Annotated in this window: 12 protein-coding genes, 1 pseudogene and 1 riboswitch; of the genes and pseudogenes, 2 read left to right on the forward strand and 11 right to left on the reverse strand. The window is 60.4% G+C overall.

Features of this window, described 5'->3' with window-relative positions; genetic code table 11:
* Nucleotides 1-110: pseudogene (locus HHJ19_RS15055) on the reverse strand (uL13 family ribosomal protein); the annotation flags it as partial.
* Nucleotides 111-351: 241 nt separating this feature from the next.
* Here HHJ19_RS15055 and rlmJ point away from each other — a divergent pair.
* Nucleotides 352-1,380, forward strand: a complete 1,029-nt coding sequence (rlmJ, locus tag HHJ19_RS15060; RefSeq protein ID WP_296908684.1) for a 23S rRNA (adenine(2030)-N(6))-methyltransferase RlmJ — start codon at nucleotides 352-354, stop codon at nucleotides 1,378-1,380.
* 10 nt (nucleotides 1,381-1,390) lie between these two features.
* Here rlmJ and HHJ19_RS15065 read toward each other — a convergent pair whose 3' ends face one another.
* From HHJ19_RS15065 to ahcY, 7 genes are all read right to left on the reverse strand, one after another.
* Entirely contained in the window at nucleotides 1,391-2,422 is a 1,032-nt protein-coding gene (locus tag HHJ19_RS15065; protein ID WP_296908685.1) for a cytochrome d ubiquinol oxidase subunit II, read from the reverse strand.
* A complete protein-coding gene (locus HHJ19_RS15070) occupies nucleotides 2,415-3,827 on the reverse strand; it encodes a cytochrome ubiquinol oxidase subunit I (RefSeq protein WP_296908686.1) in 1,413 nt (470 codons plus the stop codon). The genes HHJ19_RS15065 and HHJ19_RS15070 overlap by 8 nt, the downstream gene beginning before the upstream one ends.
* Before the next feature lie 2 nt (nucleotides 3,828-3,829).
* Nucleotides 3,830-4,453 (reverse strand): GbsR/MarR family transcriptional regulator, encoded by a 624-nt coding sequence (locus HHJ19_RS15075; RefSeq protein WP_296908687.1) that lies wholly within the window; start codon nucleotides 4,451-4,453, stop codon nucleotides 3,830-3,832.
* Nucleotides 4,454-4,603: 150 nt separating this feature from the next.
* Entirely contained in the window at nucleotides 4,604-5,293 is a 690-nt protein-coding gene (locus HHJ19_RS15080) for a septal ring lytic transglycosylase RlpA family protein (RefSeq protein ID WP_296908688.1), read from the reverse strand.
* 17 nt (nucleotides 5,294-5,310) lie between these two features.
* Nucleotides 5,311-6,141, reverse strand: a complete 831-nt coding sequence (metF, locus tag HHJ19_RS15085; RefSeq protein WP_296908689.1) for a methylenetetrahydrofolate reductase [NAD(P)H] — start codon at nucleotides 6,139-6,141, stop codon at nucleotides 5,311-5,313.
* Nucleotides 6,142-6,150: 9 nt separating this feature from the next.
* Nucleotides 6,151-7,188: a TlyA family RNA methyltransferase gene (locus HHJ19_RS15090; protein WP_296908690.1), complete on the reverse strand. Its 1,038-nt coding sequence runs from the start codon at nucleotides 7,186-7,188 to the stop codon at nucleotides 6,151-6,153.
* A gap of 69 nt (nucleotides 7,189-7,257) precedes the next feature.
* Complete coding sequence (gene ahcY, locus HHJ19_RS15095; RefSeq protein WP_296908691.1) at nucleotides 7,258-8,697, reverse strand: adenosylhomocysteinase; 1,440 nt, start codon at nucleotides 8,695-8,697, stop codon at nucleotides 7,258-7,260.
* 101 nt (nucleotides 8,698-8,798) lie between these two features.
* A riboswitch (S-adenosyl-L-homocysteine riboswitch) is annotated at nucleotides 8,799-8,873 on the reverse strand.
* A 68-nt stretch (nucleotides 8,874-8,941) separates the two neighbouring features.
* Here ahcY and HHJ19_RS15100 point away from each other — a divergent pair.
* The gene (locus HHJ19_RS15100; RefSeq protein WP_296908711.1) at nucleotides 8,942-9,763 is read left to right on the forward strand and encodes an HAD-IIB family hydrolase; all 822 of its coding nucleotides are present in this window, start codon (nucleotides 8,942-8,944) and stop codon (nucleotides 9,761-9,763) included.
* Nucleotides 9,764-9,777: 14 nt separating this feature from the next.
* Here HHJ19_RS15100 and HHJ19_RS15105 read toward each other — a convergent pair whose 3' ends face one another.
* The 3 genes from HHJ19_RS15105 to uvrA all read right to left on the reverse strand — a co-directional run bounded on the left by HHJ19_RS15105 (nucleotide 9,778) and on the right by uvrA (nucleotide 16,760).
* Nucleotides 9,778-9,906: a hypothetical protein gene (locus HHJ19_RS15105; RefSeq protein WP_296908692.1), complete on the reverse strand. Its 129-nt coding sequence runs from the start codon at nucleotides 9,904-9,906 to the stop codon at nucleotides 9,778-9,780.
* A gap of 245 nt (nucleotides 9,907-10,151) precedes the next feature.
* Nucleotides 10,152-10,646, reverse strand: a complete 495-nt coding sequence (locus tag HHJ19_RS15110) for a hypothetical protein (protein ID WP_296908693.1) — start codon at nucleotides 10,644-10,646, stop codon at nucleotides 10,152-10,154.
* Between the two features lie 201 nt (nucleotides 10,647-10,847).
* On the reverse strand, nucleotides 10,848-16,760 hold the full coding sequence (gene uvrA, locus HHJ19_RS15115; RefSeq protein WP_296908694.1) for an excinuclease ABC subunit UvrA: 5,913 nt from the start codon (nucleotides 16,758-16,760) through the stop codon (nucleotides 10,848-10,850).
* Nucleotides 16,761-16,825 lie beyond the last annotated feature (65 nt).

Consider the following 16,825-nt stretch of genomic DNA (forward strand, 5'->3'; position numbering starts at 1 on the left):
CGCAAACGGAGAGCAACTTCGCTGGCTACTCGTCCGAGGACCTTGTCGGTCGCGTCAATCACAAACCACTCGTGCGTCACGTCAGCGGGTTTGGCGCTGAAGGTTTTCATGAGTTTCTCTTATTTAAAAGGAGGTTTGTCGGGTTCTTTTCCACGGTCGGCGTTCCTCTAGTGAGAACCTCTTAGGTGGTCATTTGCCTGCATTCGCCTCAAGGAACAGGTCCTAAAAGTGTTTTCAAGCAACTCTGCCGCGGAACCACAGGTGCGCTGCCGAGCCTGTGATTATATGAACTATCAAGGGCTTGCGTCAATTTTCCAGGGGTTCACTGTTGCGAGAAGGTACGATATAGCCATGTTTTCCTACCGCCACGCCTTCCATGCAGGCAACCATGCCGACGTTCTCAAGCACACCACCTTGATTGCGTTAATGAAGTACCTGACCCAGAAAGACACGGCGCTGACTGTTATTGACACCCACGCGGGTGCCGGCCTGTACCGACTTGACGGCGACTACACCGAGACCAGCGGCGAAGCGAGCGAAGGTGTCTTCAAACTCATTTCGCAATCAAAAGTCGATCAGGTCCAGGCAATACGGCCAGTACGAGCTACCAAAACAATAGCAAATCCAGTGCACTCCGAAACTGGAGCGACGACTGTGGAATCCGCAGCCACTTCCCCGGCCGTCAGCGATTTTGCCTGGGCGCCCGCCCTGCAGGACTATCTTGACGTGTTGCGCAGCCTTAATCCGCAGTTCGCCCAGACCGGGGATCCCCTGCACCTGAAGATTTACCCCGGCTCGCCTTTTATCGAGCAGCAATTCCTGAGCGGGCGCGACAAGCTCAAGCTGTTTGAGCTGCACCCGACCGATTTCAAGTCATTGGCCGGCAATATCGAGCAGCTCGGCGTTGGCCGCCAGGTCACAGTGACGCGTGAAGATGGTTTCGAAGCCCTCAAGACATTTTTGCCGCCACCAGCGCGCCGGGCCATGGTGCTGTGCGATCCGAGCTATGAAATGAAGACCGACTATCTGCGCGTGTCGGCCTGCATGTCCGACGCCGTCAAGCGCTTTGCGACCGGCACTTATGTGGTCTGGTATCCCATTATCCCGAGGCCGGAAGCGCACGACCTGCCGCGCAAGCTCAAGACGCTGGCGGTGAAGGCAGGCCGGAGCTGGCTGCATGCCACGCTCACCGTCAAATCGAGCAAGCTGACGACCGATACCGAAGGCGAAGTGGTGCGCCCCGGCCTGCCCGCCAGCGGCATGTTTATCATCAACCCGCCGCACACGCTGAAATCTGAACTGCAAGCTGCCCTGCCGCAGATGGTCGCGCTGCTTGGCCAGGACCGCAACGCCGGCTTCACTCTGGAACACGGCGGCTAATCCTGTCCGACTAGTATTTCAGCGCGGCGCTCTTGCCCCAGAAAACGCGGTAGGCAAATACCGTGTAACCAACGATCATGGGCAACACCACCGCCGCGCCCGCCAGAATGACGCCCATCGATTCCGGCGCAATGGCAGCCTGCCAGATATTGATGCGGTCTATGACCAGCCACGGAAAGAGGCTGTAAGCCAAGCCGTAAAACGCCAGTAAAAAAACCCCTATCGTGGCGCCAAAAGGCACCCAGATGCCATATTCATTGCCCTGCGCCAGACGCGTTGGCAGGCGTTGCAGGCTACGGTGAATTACCCAAAACAGCACGGCTGTGGCGGCTGGAATGGGCAGCAGCAACACGATATTGGGAAAAGCAAACCACTTGTCGAAAATCGTGCGGCTGACCAGTGGCGTGGCCAGTGATATGGCGGCAACACCTGCCATGGTGAACAGCAGACTGCCGCGCGCCCAGCGCACCGCCTGAAGTTGCAAGGCCCCACCGGACTTGATGATGAGCCATCCCGCGCCCAGCAGGCAGTAAGCGGACAACAGCGCCAGCCCAATCACAGCGTTGAAGGCCACCACCCAGCCAGTGGAGGCAAAGCCGGTAATCAGCGAACCGAGCATGTAACCTTGCGACCAGCCCGCCATCAGGGAACCAGCGTAAAAGGCCCTGTTCCACAGCGGCTTGTGCGCCGCGCGCGCCTTGACCCTGAAGTCAAAGGCCACGCCGCGCAAGGTCAGCCCGATCAGCATCATGGCCACCGGCAAATACAGGGCGCCCAGAATGACACCGTGCGCCATCGGAAACACGGTGAGCAAGATGCCGACGCCAAGCACCAGCCATGTTTCATTGGCATCCCAGAACGGGCCGATGCTGGCGATCATGCTGTCCTTGTCGTCTTCGCTGACGCGCCGCATCAGCACGCCCACGCCAAGGTCGTAGCCGTCCAGAATGACATACGCCAGCATCGCCAGGCCCATGACGCCCAAAAAGACGATGGGCATCCAGCCGGCGGCTTGTGTCAAATCAGGCGCCAAATCAAGCATGAGCGACTCCTTTTAGCCTGACCTCTTTTTCCGGATAGGTCACCGGATTAGGCGTGTTTTCCATCCCGCTGCCAAAAGGACTGTTCGCCTGGGTCTTGTGCCGTGCCAGATAAAACACGACCGAGACGTAAGCCACGATCAGCGCGGCATAAAGCGTCAGATACAGCGCGAGCGTGAGGGCGATTTTGGGCGCGACAACTTTTGAGGCCGCGTCGGCGGCGGTCAGCACGCCAGACACCAGCCAGGGCTGCCTGCCGATTTCGGTGGTGTACCAGCCCGCAATCAATGCGACCCAGCCAGCAAAGGTCATCGCCACCAAAATCATCGCCTGCCAGCGTTTGAGCGTGCGGGCCGGGTCTTTCTTCCAGGGCGCCAGTTGCAGCAGACTGGACCAGCTCACGGCCAGCATCAGCAAGCCCATGCCCACCATGATGCGAAAAGCCCAGAAAACCGGCGCGACCGGCGGATGTTTGCCTTCAAATTCATTCAATCCCTTGACCTCGCCGTCGAGACTGTGGGTCAGGTAGAGCGACGCGAGCTTGGGTATGGCAATTTCATAACGATTTTCATGGGCCTTTTGATCAGGCAGGGCAAACAGCACGGCAGGAACGCCTTTTTGCGTTTGCCAGATACCCTCCATGGCGGCCAGCTTCGCCGGCTGGTGCTCCAGCGTGTTCAAGCCGTGAAGATCGCCGGCAACAATCTGCATGGGAATCAGGATTGCAGCCAGGTAAATCCCGGTTCTCAGGCTGGCCATGACCTCGGCGCAACGCTCCTTGCGCAGCCAGCGGTAGGCCGAAACTCCGGCCACCAGGAAGGCCACCGTGAGGCCGGACGCCAGTAGCATGTGCGTGAAGCGGTAGGGAAACGACGGGTTAAAGATCACTTCGAACCAGCTCGTGACGTGGGCCTTCCCGTCAATCATTTCAAACCCGGCGGGTGTATGCATCCAGGAGTTCAGCGCCAGAATCCAGAACGCCGACAGCGTGGTACCGCCGGCCACCAGCAACGTCGCGACGGTGTGCATTCTTTCACTGACGCGGGCCCGACCAAAGAGCATTACGCCCAGCATGGTGGCTTCCAGGAAAAAGGCGGTCAGCACTTCGTAGGCCAGCAACGGCCCGGCAATGTTGCCGACTTTTTCCATGAAGCCCGGCCAGTTGGTGCCAAACTGAAAACTCATGGTGATGCCGCTGACCACACCCAGTGCAAAGGTCAGCGCAAAAATCTTGACCCAGAACTGGTAGGCGTCCATCCAATGCTGTTGACCGGTCTTGACGAAGCGCAGCTTGAAAAACAGCAGCACCCAGGCCAGCGAGATGCTGATGGTCGGAAAAAGAATGTGAAAGCTCATGTTGGCCGCAAACTGAATCCGGGCCAGAACAACTGCGTCAAGTCCATCCATGATCAACTCCTGTTTTCATCGCAAAGTGTCGCTGGCTCCAGCGCCACAGGTTTCATCAAGGCACGGCCGGTAAAACCTGCCTTGACAGTACTGCTGACCTTGTCCCTGACTTCCAGCAGCTTTTGCACCTTGGCGCCCATCTTCATCAGGCTGACCAGCGTGCCTGAGTCCATCTTCTGCACGTCGGCCAGCCAGCCGGTCATCAACTCGATCAGGTCGTGCATCTGCTTCATGCGGCCCTGTGCATGCAGGTCGTCCTGACCAAACGGCTGCTCCATCAGCGCGTCGCGCAGCATGGACAGCGTCGGGTCAATCTCGCGCTTGCGCCGCTCTTCGGCCAGCGTACGGAAAATCGCCCAGACATCTTCAGGGGCCTGGAAATACTCGCGCCTGTCATTGGGCAGGTGCTGCAGCCGCACCAGGTTCCACGACTGCAACTCTTTCAGGCCCATACTGACGTTGGAGCGGGAAAAAGACAGCGCTTCGCCAATGTCATCGGCATTGAGTGCGCGGGGCGATACGTACAACAAGGCATAAATCTGCCCCACGGTGCGGTTGATGCCCCAACGGCTGCCCATCTCCCCGAAGTGAAGAACGAAACGCTGTGTAAGGGGAGCAAGGTTCATGGTGCGAGGTACTGAAGTTTCAGGAATTACTGAAATTCTAGTAAGTTGCAACACTTCGCGGCGGCTGTTTCAATTATCCCGCTGATCCTGAAGGATAAAGTCAGCCGCCATGACGTGCAGCGGCAAACCCCGGCGGAAATAATCAGGAAGTCAGGGTTGCTTCACGGCTGGAGAATGCCGCATGAGCCTGGTTTTGGCTTTTGCTTTTGCTTTGGTTCGGGGGCTTCGGGTTTTGCGAACCGATCCCGGCGCCTGCATGGCCTGCAGTGTGGATTCGGCCAGATTCAGCGACACCTCGGCAACGCCTGCCGCCGTCAAGCCCAGAGCTTCCGCTGCCGCCTGGCTAACGTCAATCACACGCCCGGGGGCAAACGGACCACGGTCATTGATGCGGACGTCCACTTCACGGCCAAGTGTCAGGCTTCGCACCCGAACCACCGTGCCGAAAGGAAGGGTCTTGTGAGCGGCCGTCAGCGCATATTTGTCGTAGCGTTCGCCATTGGCGGTAAGACGGCCATGAAAGCTAGCACCGTACCAGGAAGCACGGCCGCGCTCCAGCTCCCGCGCGGCTTCTCCGGTTAGCTGATATTTTTCATCCACGCCGCCGGGCTCGGCTTGCACGGCGGACTGCGACGCCTCTGGCAGAAAAAATGGCTCGTGAAGCCGCTCAAGGATTCGCTTGGCGATGGAGCCAGCGGGCCCGGACGGCGATGGCAGCGGCGGGGATGCTTCAGGCAACTGCTCCGACAAGGGCGGCATTGACTGGGGCGCCACCGCGCAGCCTGACAGCGCCGAGAACAGCGCTGCGGCAATCCAGTGCTTGATGCAAGCCCGGCGCATGGTTCCAAAACCAGCGTTCAAGCCAGCTTGAGGCGGCGAATGATCTCTGTTGTCGCCGCTGCCTGGTTCATGGTGTAAAAGTGAATGCCCGGCACACCGGCCGTGCAGAGCTGCTCGCACAGCGCCGTCATCACGTCGAGGCCAAAACTCCGGATCGACAAAGTGTCGTCGCCAAAGCCCTGCAGGCGCAGGCGGATCCAGCGCGGAATTTCCGCCCCGCAAGCGTCGCTGAAGCGCATCAGCTGCGTCGAACTGGTAATCGGCATGATGCCCGGCACCACCGGCACATCGGCACCAAGCCGCCTTGCATCATCAACGAAGCGGAGGTAAGCATCGGCATTGAAAAAATACTGCGTGATGGCTGAATTGGCCCCCGCCTTGACTTTGGTGACAAAAGCCTTGAGGTCGGCATCGGCTGATTTCGCCTGCGGATGGATTTCCGGGTAGGCGCCCACTTCGATGTGGAAAGCCTCACCGGTTTCGGCACGGATAAAAGCCACCAGGTCGCTGGCGTAATGGAACTCGCCTCCGATGCCGTAACCGCTGGGCAAATCACCGCGCAGCGCCACTAGGCGCTTGACGCCCATGGCCTGCAAAACGGCCAGCTGCTGGCGCACCGTGGCCTTGGTTGCGCCCACGCACGAAAAATGGCAGGCAGCAGCCACACCCTCTTCCAGAATTTCCCGGACGGTGCCGAAAGTGCCTTCCTGGGTTGAGCCGCCCGCACCAAAGGTGACCGAGCAAAACTCTGGCCGATGGCTATAAAGCGCCTGGCGCGTCAGACGCAGCTTGTCAGCACCTTCTGCCGTCTTGGGCGGGAAGAACTCGAAACTGATGGGAAGGGTCATCGCAAACTCTCAATCACTCGCTTGGTTGTCGTCTTCGAATTTCTTCTCGCGCTGCTTGCGGCGCGCCGGGCCGGGCTGGCCCGCATGGGCGGCTTCCGGGTCTTCGTGTGGCTCGTAGGACAGCCGCTGCGCACTTCGCGGCAGCCGCTTGGGCGCCTTGCGCACCGGTGCCGCAGCCAGTGGCTGGTCTTCGCCGAAAGCCTCGTGGCCCTTTTGGGCATGAATAAAAAACTCCCGGTTGCCGTCGCCGCCGGCAATCGGCGATTCCAGCCACTTCAGCACATGAAGGCCCAAGTCGGCGCAGCTATCGCGCAGGCGCTTTTCGACAAACTCGAACAATGCCGCGTCACGCACGATACCGCCCTTGCCTACCTGTCCTGGCTGCAACTCAAACTGGGGCTTGACCAGCATCAGCAGATGACCATCGGTCTTGAGCAGGCGCACCACGGCGGGAAGCACCAACGTCAGCGAGATGAAGGACAGGTCGCCCGTGAGGAAATCGAACACCGGATCGAAGCCCTCGAGTGCCGCGCCTTCGTCAGCTTCAGCGACATCCTCAAAGTCGTCCTCGCTGTCACTGCTGACATGCAGGGCGCGACGATAATGCTTCGCCAGGTCGCCGGCCGTGAGTGATCGGGCGTTCACCCCCTCGATGCACACTACGCGCGCGTCGCCGCGCAGGCTTTCATGGAGCTGGCCATGGCCCACGTCCACACCGATGACCCCCAAAGCGCCGTGCTGCAACAGGCAATCGGTAAAACCGCCGGTTGACTGGCCAATATCGAGGCAACGCAAGCCGTGCACGTCCAGACCGGTGTCTTTCAGCGCGCCTTCGAGCTTGAGGCCGCCACGCGAGATGTATTTCGCCTCGGTGGTATCGAGCACCTGCAACTCGGCGTCAGCAGGAATTTCATCACCATTCTTGGCGACCTTTTTCCAGCCCACAGCCTCATCCACGCGCCATTGCACGCCCGAGGTAATCAGGCGCTGGGCCTGGGAGCGGGTGGTGGCATGGCCGTGTTCGACAATAAATAGATCAGCACGCATGAGACTCCAGGAATTCCGGCAACAGAAGCAACGCGAAGGGCAGCCCGAAACCAGGCCACCCAGGCCGCATCAATAGCGGTAGGCATTGGCCTTGTAGGGGCCCGCTTTGGACACGCCAATGTAGGCCGCCTGCTCGTCGCTCAGCTCGCTCAACATGGCGCCCACCTTTTTCAGGTGCAGACGCGCGACTTTTTCATCCAGATGCTTGGGCAGCACGTAGACCTTGCCGACTTCGTAATCAGCCTGCTTGGTGAACAGCTCGATCTGCGCAATTGTCTGGTTGGCAAAGCTTGACGACATCACGAAGCTGGGGTGGCCGGTGCCGCAACCCAGGTTCACCAGTCGGCCCTTGGCCAGCAAAATGATGCGCTTGCCGTCCGGGAAAATCACATGGTCAACCTGTGGCTTGATCTCTTCCCAGCTGCATTTTTCCAGCGACACGACGTCGATTTCATTGTCGAAGTGGCCGATGTTGCAGACGATGGCCTGGTCTTTCATGGCCGCCATATGCTCATAGGTAATCACGTTTTTGTTGCCGGTGGCCGACACAAAAATATCAGCCTTGTCGGCCGCGTATTCCATGGTCACGACCTTGTAGCCTTCCATCGCGGCCTGCAGCGCGTTGATCGGGTCGATTTCGGTGACCCATACCTGGGCGCTCAGCGCGCGCAGCGCCTGGGCCGAACCCTTGCCCACATCACCGTAGCCGGCCACGCAGGCGACCTTGCCGGCAATCATCACGTCGGTGGCGCGCTTGATCGCGTCGACCAGTGATTCGCGGCAACCGTAGAGGTTGTCGAATTTGGATTTGGTGACCGAATCGTTGACGTTGATGGCGCGCAGGGCCAGATGGCCTTTGGCCGACATTTCGTTCAGGCGCAGCACGCCGGTGGTGGTTTCCTCGGTCACGCCGACAATGTTTTTCAGGCGGCGGCTATACCAGGTGCCGTCTTGGGCCAATTTGGCCTTGATGGCGTTGAACAGGCAGATTTCTTCTTCGCTGCCAGGCTTGGAGATCAGGCTGGCGTCGGTTTCAGCCTGGGTGCCCAAGTGCATTAGCAACGTAGCATCGCCGCCGTCGTCCAGAATCATGTTCGGACCTTCTCCCGGCGTGCCTCTGGCGCCGGTGAATTCAAAGATGCGGTGGGTGTAGTCCCAATAATCGGCCAGGGTTTCGCCTTTGATGGCAAACACGGGCGTGCCTCGCTCGGCGATCGCGGCGGCGGCATGGTCTTGCGTCGAGAATATGTTGCAAGAAGCCCAGCGCACTTCGGCGCCCAGCGCCTGCAGCGTTTCAATCAGCACGCCGGTCTGTATGGTCATGTGCAGCGAGCCGGTGATGCGCGCGCCTTTCAAAGGCTGGGCCTTTGCAAACTCTTCGCGAATGGCCATCAGGCCGGGCATTTCGGTTTCGGCGATCTTCAGCTCCTTGCGGCCCCAGGCGGCGAGGGACAGGTCGGCGATCACGTAATCAGGGCGGGTCAGGGTGGGTTTCAATACGGCGTTCATCAGGATTCTCCAAAATCGGCGTCAATTGGGCAAAATAGCCACGCGCTTGGACCTTAAATTGGGGGGTCTGGTTTGTATGACTCACCCGGCGTCAAGGCACATGCGGGTGAGCGTGGTTGCGAATGTCAATCCTGAGCCTGGACCACATGCAGTGGGTTGCAACGCTCCTCAGGAGAACTGGCATTGTACAGAACACTGGAAAACGGTGGCTTGGGAGCAAAAACCGCATGCGAAAATTCGAATGATGCACCCACTGAAGGACTGGCCACTGCAAGCACGTCGCCTCATCATCGGCGTTTTAACCGACATTGACGACACGCTGACGACGGACGGCGCCATCACGGCCGATGCGCTGGCGGCACTGGTGGCGCTACAAGCGGCGGGCCTGTACGTCATTGCCATAACCGGCAGACCGGTCGGCTGGAGCACGCCCTTCGCCCTGGAGTGGCCGGTGGACGCCATCGTCGCCGAAAATGGCGCCGCAGCAATTTTTTTAAAAAAAAATGCCGGCAGGTCCAATGAATACGGTCATGCTTTGCTATCAAAACTATATCAACAGGATGAATCGACGCGACGCGCCAACGATCGACGAATGCAGCGAGTGGCGCGACGCGTGATGCGGGAAGTGCCTGGCGCCAGGCTGTCAGACGACAGTCCCGGCCGCGAAACCGATATGGCCGTCGATCACAGCGAATTTACGCATCTGCCAGCCGAACAGATCGCGCAGGTGCTGCGGATCATGCACGGCGAGGGCATGAATGCGACCGTCAGCTCGATCCACATCAACGGCTGGTTTGGCACGCACAACAAGCTCGATGGCGCGCGCTGGATTGTGCGCGAGCTGCTGGGCCGCGAATTGAACGCGGAAATGGACCGTTGGGTTTACGTTGGCGATTCGACCAACGACCAGCTGATGTTCGAAGCTTTTGATAACTCGGTGGGCGTGGCCAATGTGCGGCGCTTTGAAGCGCAGCTGACGCGCGCGCCGCGCTACATCACCGAGGGCGAGCGCGGCGCAGGCTTTGCCGAAGTGGCGGCCGCGCTACTGACCGCGCGCACTGCCTGACGCGTGAGGCTGCATCAGGCGAGTTTTGCCAGACCCCGCTTTTCGGCCGATGCTTTCTCGCGGGCGACGGTGGTATTGGCGAACTTGGAATGCGCCTCTGTAAAGATGAAGTGGCGGTTTTGCAGTGTGATGAGGCTCGCCACATCAGAAAGGCAGCCCAGATACCAGCACACTGGCTTCAAGTCCGTTTCAGTCGTTTTTTGTGCTTTTCAAGCCTCTTGTCCAACGGATACGGTCTTGTATTGCTATTTATTTAATAGTAATCAGAATTTTGGGCAATCAGACTTTTGGCGGGGCTACCCCAGAACAGTTGCTCGCACTTGTTGGCGCGCTCTGCCGTTGGGTAGGGTCCAACTTTTTTCAGGCGGCCGCGCATCGGCCTTGCACATCAGCAACCCGAGGGGCGGTTGCCGCGCATTGGTATGGCTCCGGTGACGGTCAACGTATTGGTATCTGATGCGGTCGATGACAGCACCTTGTTCTTGAAGGCGACCCGGTCGTTGCGGCGATCGACCACGCTATCGTCCACCGCGCCTGATGCGTACACAATGCCGTTGACAGTGACTTCGAGGCGGCTGAGAGTCGTGGCGCCTTCCCGGTATGCGACTTTGCCCGACATGGTGACGGCGCCGTCCCGGAACTTGCTCAGGTTGTTGAAGGAAAACACGCAGGTGGTGTTGGAGATATCAAATATTTTTTCCACATCGGAAAGGCCGACCTGGCTGCTTCCGTAAAACCCGTTCTGGCCCGCTACCGTGGCCGCCGTCACGGTGATCAGCGAATCGGCGTCGGAGGGCTGTGGCTCGTCGCCCCCACCACCGCAGCCGGCGAGCAGCGAGGCAGCGGCGGCGCAGATCACAAAAGCGGGTAAACGGTTTTTCATGATTGATCCAAAAGGGTTGCTGATGCTCAATCGTAGAAAAAAGTTCATGCGATGTTTGTAGTGAATGATCGCGTAAGCCTGTAAGCCTGCATGTATGTAACCAGCCTCGATCATCCAGTCCAACCTTTTGAGCGAAACAAGCCTAGAGCATGAGCGCTCCTCTTCGCTTGAGGTTTTCTCCGCCCATTGCGGACCCTGCAATCAGGCAGTCCGCAGTAGCACGTTCCTGAGCGCATTGCCGGTGTGCGTGCCCAACTTCACCACCGCCTCCGGCGGCGCGGACGCCACAACCCGGCCACCGGCGTTGCCGCCATCCGGCCCCAGGTCAATCACCCAGTCGGCCTCGGCGATCACGTCGAGGTCGTGCTCGATCACGATCACGCTATGCCCACCATTGACGAGACGGTGCAAGACCTGGATCAGCTTTTCTACATCGGCCATGTGCAGGCCCACCGTCGGCTCGTCGAGCACGTAAAGCGTGTGCGGCGCCTTCTGGCCGCGCCGGGTGATGTCGTCGCGCACCTTGCTCAGTTCGGTCACCAGCTTGATGCGCTGCGCTTCGCCGCCTGACAGCGTCGGCGAAGGCTGGCCAAGCGTTAGGTAGCCCAGGCCCACATCTTTCAGCAGTTGCAGCGGGTGGCCGATGGCGGGCATGGAGGCGAAGAAGTCCACGGCCTCATCGACTTCCATTTTCAGTACGTCGCCGATGCTTTTGCCGCGCCAGGTGACAGCCAGCGTTTCGGGGTTAAAGCGGGCGCCGTGGCAGGTTTCGCACAGCACTTTGACGTCGGGCAGAAAGCTCATGCCGATGGTGCGCACGCCCGCACCTTCGCAGGTCGGGCAGCGGCCTTCGCCGGTGTTGAAGGAAAAGCGCCCCGCCGCATACCCACGCGCACGCGCTTCGAGCGTGTCGGCGAATAGCTTGCGCACCGTGTCCCAGAAGCCGATGTAGGTGGCCGGGCAGGAGCGCGGCGTTTTGCCGATGGGCGTCTGGTCAACTTCGAGCACGCGGTCAACGGCCTGGTAGCCATCAATGCTTTCGCAACCGGTCCAGGCCGGGTGTTTGCCCGCGTCGTCGGCCGCGCGTCCCGCTCGGGTCGATCGTTGCATGACCGCGGCATGCACATTGGTCAGCAGCACATCGCGCGCCAAGGTTGACTTGCCCGAGCCGGACACGCCTGTGACCGCGACCAGCCGATTCAGCGGCACATCGACAGAGACGTTTTTCAGGTTGTGCAGCGTGGCGTCGGCGACCGCGAGCCAGGAGGTGTAGGGGCTGGCTGCAACCGGGGCGGCGTTGTGCAAAACGCTTGCGCTGGCTGCCGCGGCCTTGATGGCCTGCGCTTTCAGGACGGCTTTTGCCTGCTTGCCAAGCGGTTTTGCGGCGGCTGCGCTCGATGAGCCCGCCGAGGGGGCGTCTGGGCCCGGTTCCGCAACGGCGCCTCCCGTCCGCGTTTCGCGGCGAATTTGCAGCGGGTGAATCAACGGATGCGCCAGGTAGCGGCCGGTCAGAGACTCCGGTACGCCAGAGAGCTGTGAAACGCTACCTTGCGCCACCAGCTGCCCGCCACGCTTGCCCGCACCCGGGCCGATGTCGATGATATTGTCGGCGCGGCGTATGGTGTCCTCGTCGTGCTCGACCACCACCAGCGTGTTGCCGCGTTCACTGAGCTTGGCTAAAGCGCCGAGCAAAATCTGGTTGTCGCGCGGATGCAGGCCGATGGTGGGCTCATCGAGCACATAACAGACGCCCTGCAGATTGGAGCCAAGCTGCGCCGCAAGCCGGATGCGCTGCGCTTCACCGCCCGACAGCGTGGGCGCGCCCCGGTCCAGCGTGAGGTAGCCCAGCCCGACATTTTCAAGGAATTCCAGCCGGCTTTTGATTTCCGGAATCAGGTCGCGGGCAATGCCAGCCTCGCGTCCCGCCAGCGCCAGCTGATCAACCCAGGCGCGCACATCAGTCACCGACAAGGCAGCAATTTCGGCGATGCCGACGCCGGCAAATTTCACGGCTCTTGCCTGGGCATTGAGGCGCGTGCCTTCGCAGCTCGGGCAGACGGCGTCGAGCACGTCGTCGGTTTCGGGTTCACCAAAGGTCTGCTCGCGCCCCTTGTTGTCGTCAACGCCCAGCACCGAATCGTCAAACACTTTGCGCTGGTCTTTGGTGAGCTTGACGCCTGTTCCCACGCAATCGGGGCACCAGCCGTGCTTGCTGTTGTAACTAAACAGGCGCGGGTCAAGTTCAGGGTAAGAGGTAGAACAGATGGGACAGGCGCGCCGGGTCGAGAAGGCTTCAAGCTTGCCAATCGCCTTTGCGCTGCTGCCGGCCAGCATCGCACCGCGCAGTCCATCAAGCGGCGCGAGCACATGCACCACGCCCTTGCCGTGCTCCAGCGCGCTGGCCAAAGTCGCGCGCAAAGCGGCTTCGTTGTCGGGCGATACCTGGAGGTCGGCGATCGGCAGCTCGAGCGTATGTTCCTTGAATCGGTCAATACGCGGAAAGCCGGTAGTGGGCAAGAATTCACCATCAACCCGCAGGTGCGTGTAGCCGCGTGGCCGTGCCCAGTCAGCCAGCTCGGTATAGACGCCCTTGCGGTTCATCACCAGCGGAGCGAGCAGGCCGATATGCTGGCCTCGGTAGGTTTTGAGCAGTTGCGCGGCAATGCTCTCGGGGCTTTGCGGCATCACCGCAGCGCCGTCTTTGGTGCAGTGCTGCACGCCCAGCTTGACGTAGAGCAGGCGCAGAAAATGCCAGACTTCGGTGGTCGTGCCGACGGTCGATTTGCGCCCGCCGCGCGACAGGCGCTGCTCGATCGCCACGGTAGGCGGAATCCCGTACACCGCATCGACCTCGGGCCGCCCGGCCGGTTGCACGATGCTGCGCGCGTAGGCGTTGAGCGATTCGAGATAGCGCCGCTGGCCTTCGTTGAACAGGATGTCAAAGGCAAGCGTGGACTTGCCAGAACCCGACACGCCGGTCACCACATTGAATTTGCCGCGCGGAATATCGACCGACAAGCTCTTGAGGTTGTTTTCCCGGGCGTTGACGATCTGGATCATGTTCGAGAAAGCCGGTCGGGTCTTCCACGCCTTGGGCCGCTGCTCTTCAACTTTGTACGTCTGGCCCATGGCCAGCTCGTACTCGCGCAGCGCCAGCGCCGTGTGCGAGGTCGGGTGCTGTCGGACGTCCTCAGGCGAGCCCTGGGCCACCAGCAGTCCGCCCGCTTCGCCGCCCTCCGGCCCCAAGTCAATCAGCCAGTCGGCCGAGCGGATCACGTCCAGGTTGTGTTCGATGACGATGAGAGAGTTGCCGGCTTCGAGCAGCTTGCGCAGCGCGCGCATGAGTTTGGCAATATCGTCAAAATGAAGGCCGGTGGTCGGCTCGTCAAACAAAAATAGCGTGCCGCGACCGGGATATCTCAAAGCCATTGCCTGATTGCTGGCGCTTTTGCCTTTACCGGCCGTCTTGCTGGCGTTGGCGAGGAAACCAGCCAGTTTGAGCCGCTGCGCCTCACCGCCCGAAAGCGTGGGCACGGGCTGGCCCAGCTTCACGTATTCCAGGCCGACATCGACGATCGGCTGCAATGCGCGTACCACCTCGCGGTCTTGGGCAAACAGTTGCACTGCCTCGCTGACTGTGAGGTCGAGCACGTCGGACACGTTCAGCAGCCTGGGCTTGAGCTGGCCGATGGCGTTGCGCTCGATGGTCACCTCCAGAATTTCGGGTCGATAGCGCTTGCCGTCGCAATCGGGGCAACGCAAATAGACATCGCTCAAAAACTGCATCTCAACGTGTTCAAAACCCGATCCGCCACAAGTCGGGCAACGTCCGTCACCGTTGTTGAAACTGAATTTGGAGGCGGTGTAGCTGCGCTGTCTGGCCAATGGGGCTTGCGCAAACAATTCACGCATGGCGTCCCAGGCGCCTACATAGCTGGCCGGATTGGAGCGAGCGGTCTTGCCGATCGGCGACTGGTCAACAAACACCACGTCGGTCAGGTGGTCGGCGCCCATCAAGCGGTCATGCAGGCCTGGCGTTTCGGTCGCCTTGCCAAACTGGCGCAGCAAGGCGGGTGCCAGGATGTCCTGCATCAGCGTGGATTTACCCGAGCCGCTGACACCAGTAACGCAAACCAGGCGCTGCAGCGGAAACTCGACTGTCAGATTTTTCAGGTTGTGGTCGCGCGCGCCTTCCAGAATCAAGCGTGGCGTGCTGTCAGTCACCGCCCGCCTGAAGCCCATGCCGACCTGCTTGCGCGCACCCAGATAGGCACCCGTCAGCGTGTCAGCATGCCTGAGGTCTTCGGGCGTGCCGTCAAACACGATCTGACCGCCCTTCTCGCCCGGGCCGGGGCCCATGTCGATCATGCGGTCGGCTGCCATCATCACTGCCGGGTCGTGCTCGACCACGACCAGTGTGTTGCCGGCATCGCGCAGCCGGTGCATGGCCTGAGTGATGCGGTTCATGTCCCGCGGGTGCAGGCCGATGGACGGCTCGTCAAGCACAAACAGCGTGTTGACCAGCGACGTGCCCAGCGCGGTGGTCAGGTTGATGCGCTGCACTTCACCGCCTGAAAGCGTGCGACTCTGACGGTCCAGCGTGAGATAACCAATGCCGACATCGCAAAGGTATTTGACGCGGGTGCGGATCTCTTCAAACAGGGACTTCAGGGCTTTTCTCTCGGCTTCGTCGCCCATCACCTCCAGCGAAAGATTGCCGAAAAACTGCTGCAGCCGCTCAATCGGCAGGCGCATCAAGTCATGCAGGCACAAGCCCGGCAGCGCTTCAAGCTGCCCGCGACTCCACTGAACGCCCACCGGCATGAGGCGCTGAACGGCCGGCAGCACCGCATCGGCAGCCTCTTTCGAACCGATGCGCCAGAGCAAAGGCTCCAGTTTGAGGCGAGCGCCGCCGCAGGTTCCACACAGTGTGTAGCTGCGGTACTTGGACAGCAGCACGCGGATGTGCATCTTGTAGGACTTGCTTTCCAGGTAGGCAAAAAATCGCTTGATGCCGAACCAGTGCTGCTTCCATTTGCCGTTCCAGCTGGGTGAACCGTTGATGACCCAGCTTTGCTGCTCGGGCGTGAGTTTGTACCAGGGCGTGTCGCGCGGAATACCCGCCGCTTCGGCGTGGCGCATCAGATCGTCCTGTGCTTCCTTCCAGGCGGGCGTCTGCATGGGTTTGATGGCGCCAGCGCGCAGCGTCAGCTTGTCGTTGGGAATCACCAATCCGTAATCCACCCCGATCACCCGGCCAAAGCCCTTGCAGGTTTCGCAGGCCCCCATGGCCGAGTTGAAGGAAAACAGCGAGGGCGTCGGATCGGTATAACGCAGGTCACTGTCGGGGCAATGCAGACCGGTTGAAAAACGCCACATTTCGTCCTGCGCGCTGTCGCCGCCAGCGTCCTGCTGCTGCACATACACATTGAGCCGGCCGCCGCGCTTCAGGGCCGTTTCTATCGCCTCGATGGCGCGTATTTTTTCAGTGCTGTGCAGGCGAAAGCGGTCGGCCACCACGTCCATCAGCTTGTGCGGACCAGCCGGCGTGTTGATTTCTCTTTCCGCATGGACGCGGGTAAAACCGCTGGCAGATAGCCATTGCTCAAGCTGCCCGGCACTGGTGTTGCCCGGTAGCTCGACCGGAAACGTCATGACGACTCTTGGATCACCGTCGAGGGTGCGCGCCATCAGCTCGGCATAAATCGACTCGGGTGTGTCGTGCCGCACGGCCTGCGCGGTCTGCCGGTCAAATAGCCGGGCCGCGCGGGCATAGAGCAATTTGAGGTGGTCATTGAGCTCGGTCATGGTGCCCACGGTCGAGCGGGAAGAGCGTACCGGATTGGTCTGGTCAATCGCAATGGCGGGCGGCACGCCTTCGACCTTGTCAACAGCCGGCTTGTCCATGCGATCGAGAAACTGCCGCGCGTAGGCCGAAAAAGTCTCCACATAGCGCCGCTGGCCTTCGGCGAACAGCGTGTCAAATACCAGCGAGGATTTCCCCGAACCACTGGGGCCGGTCACTACCGTCATTTCGCCGGTGCGGATATCCAGGTCAAGGTTTTTGAGGTTGTGCTGGCGTGCGCCGCGAATGCGGATGATTCCCTGAGACATTAAGGTGAGGTCTTTCCTGAAAAGGTCAAACATTCTAGGCAGAACCATTTTGAATGTCGGGTTTG

The organism is Polaromonas sp., assembly GCF_012927415.1.
Taxonomy (GTDB): Bacteria; Pseudomonadota; Gammaproteobacteria; order Burkholderiales; family Burkholderiaceae_C; genus Polaromonas.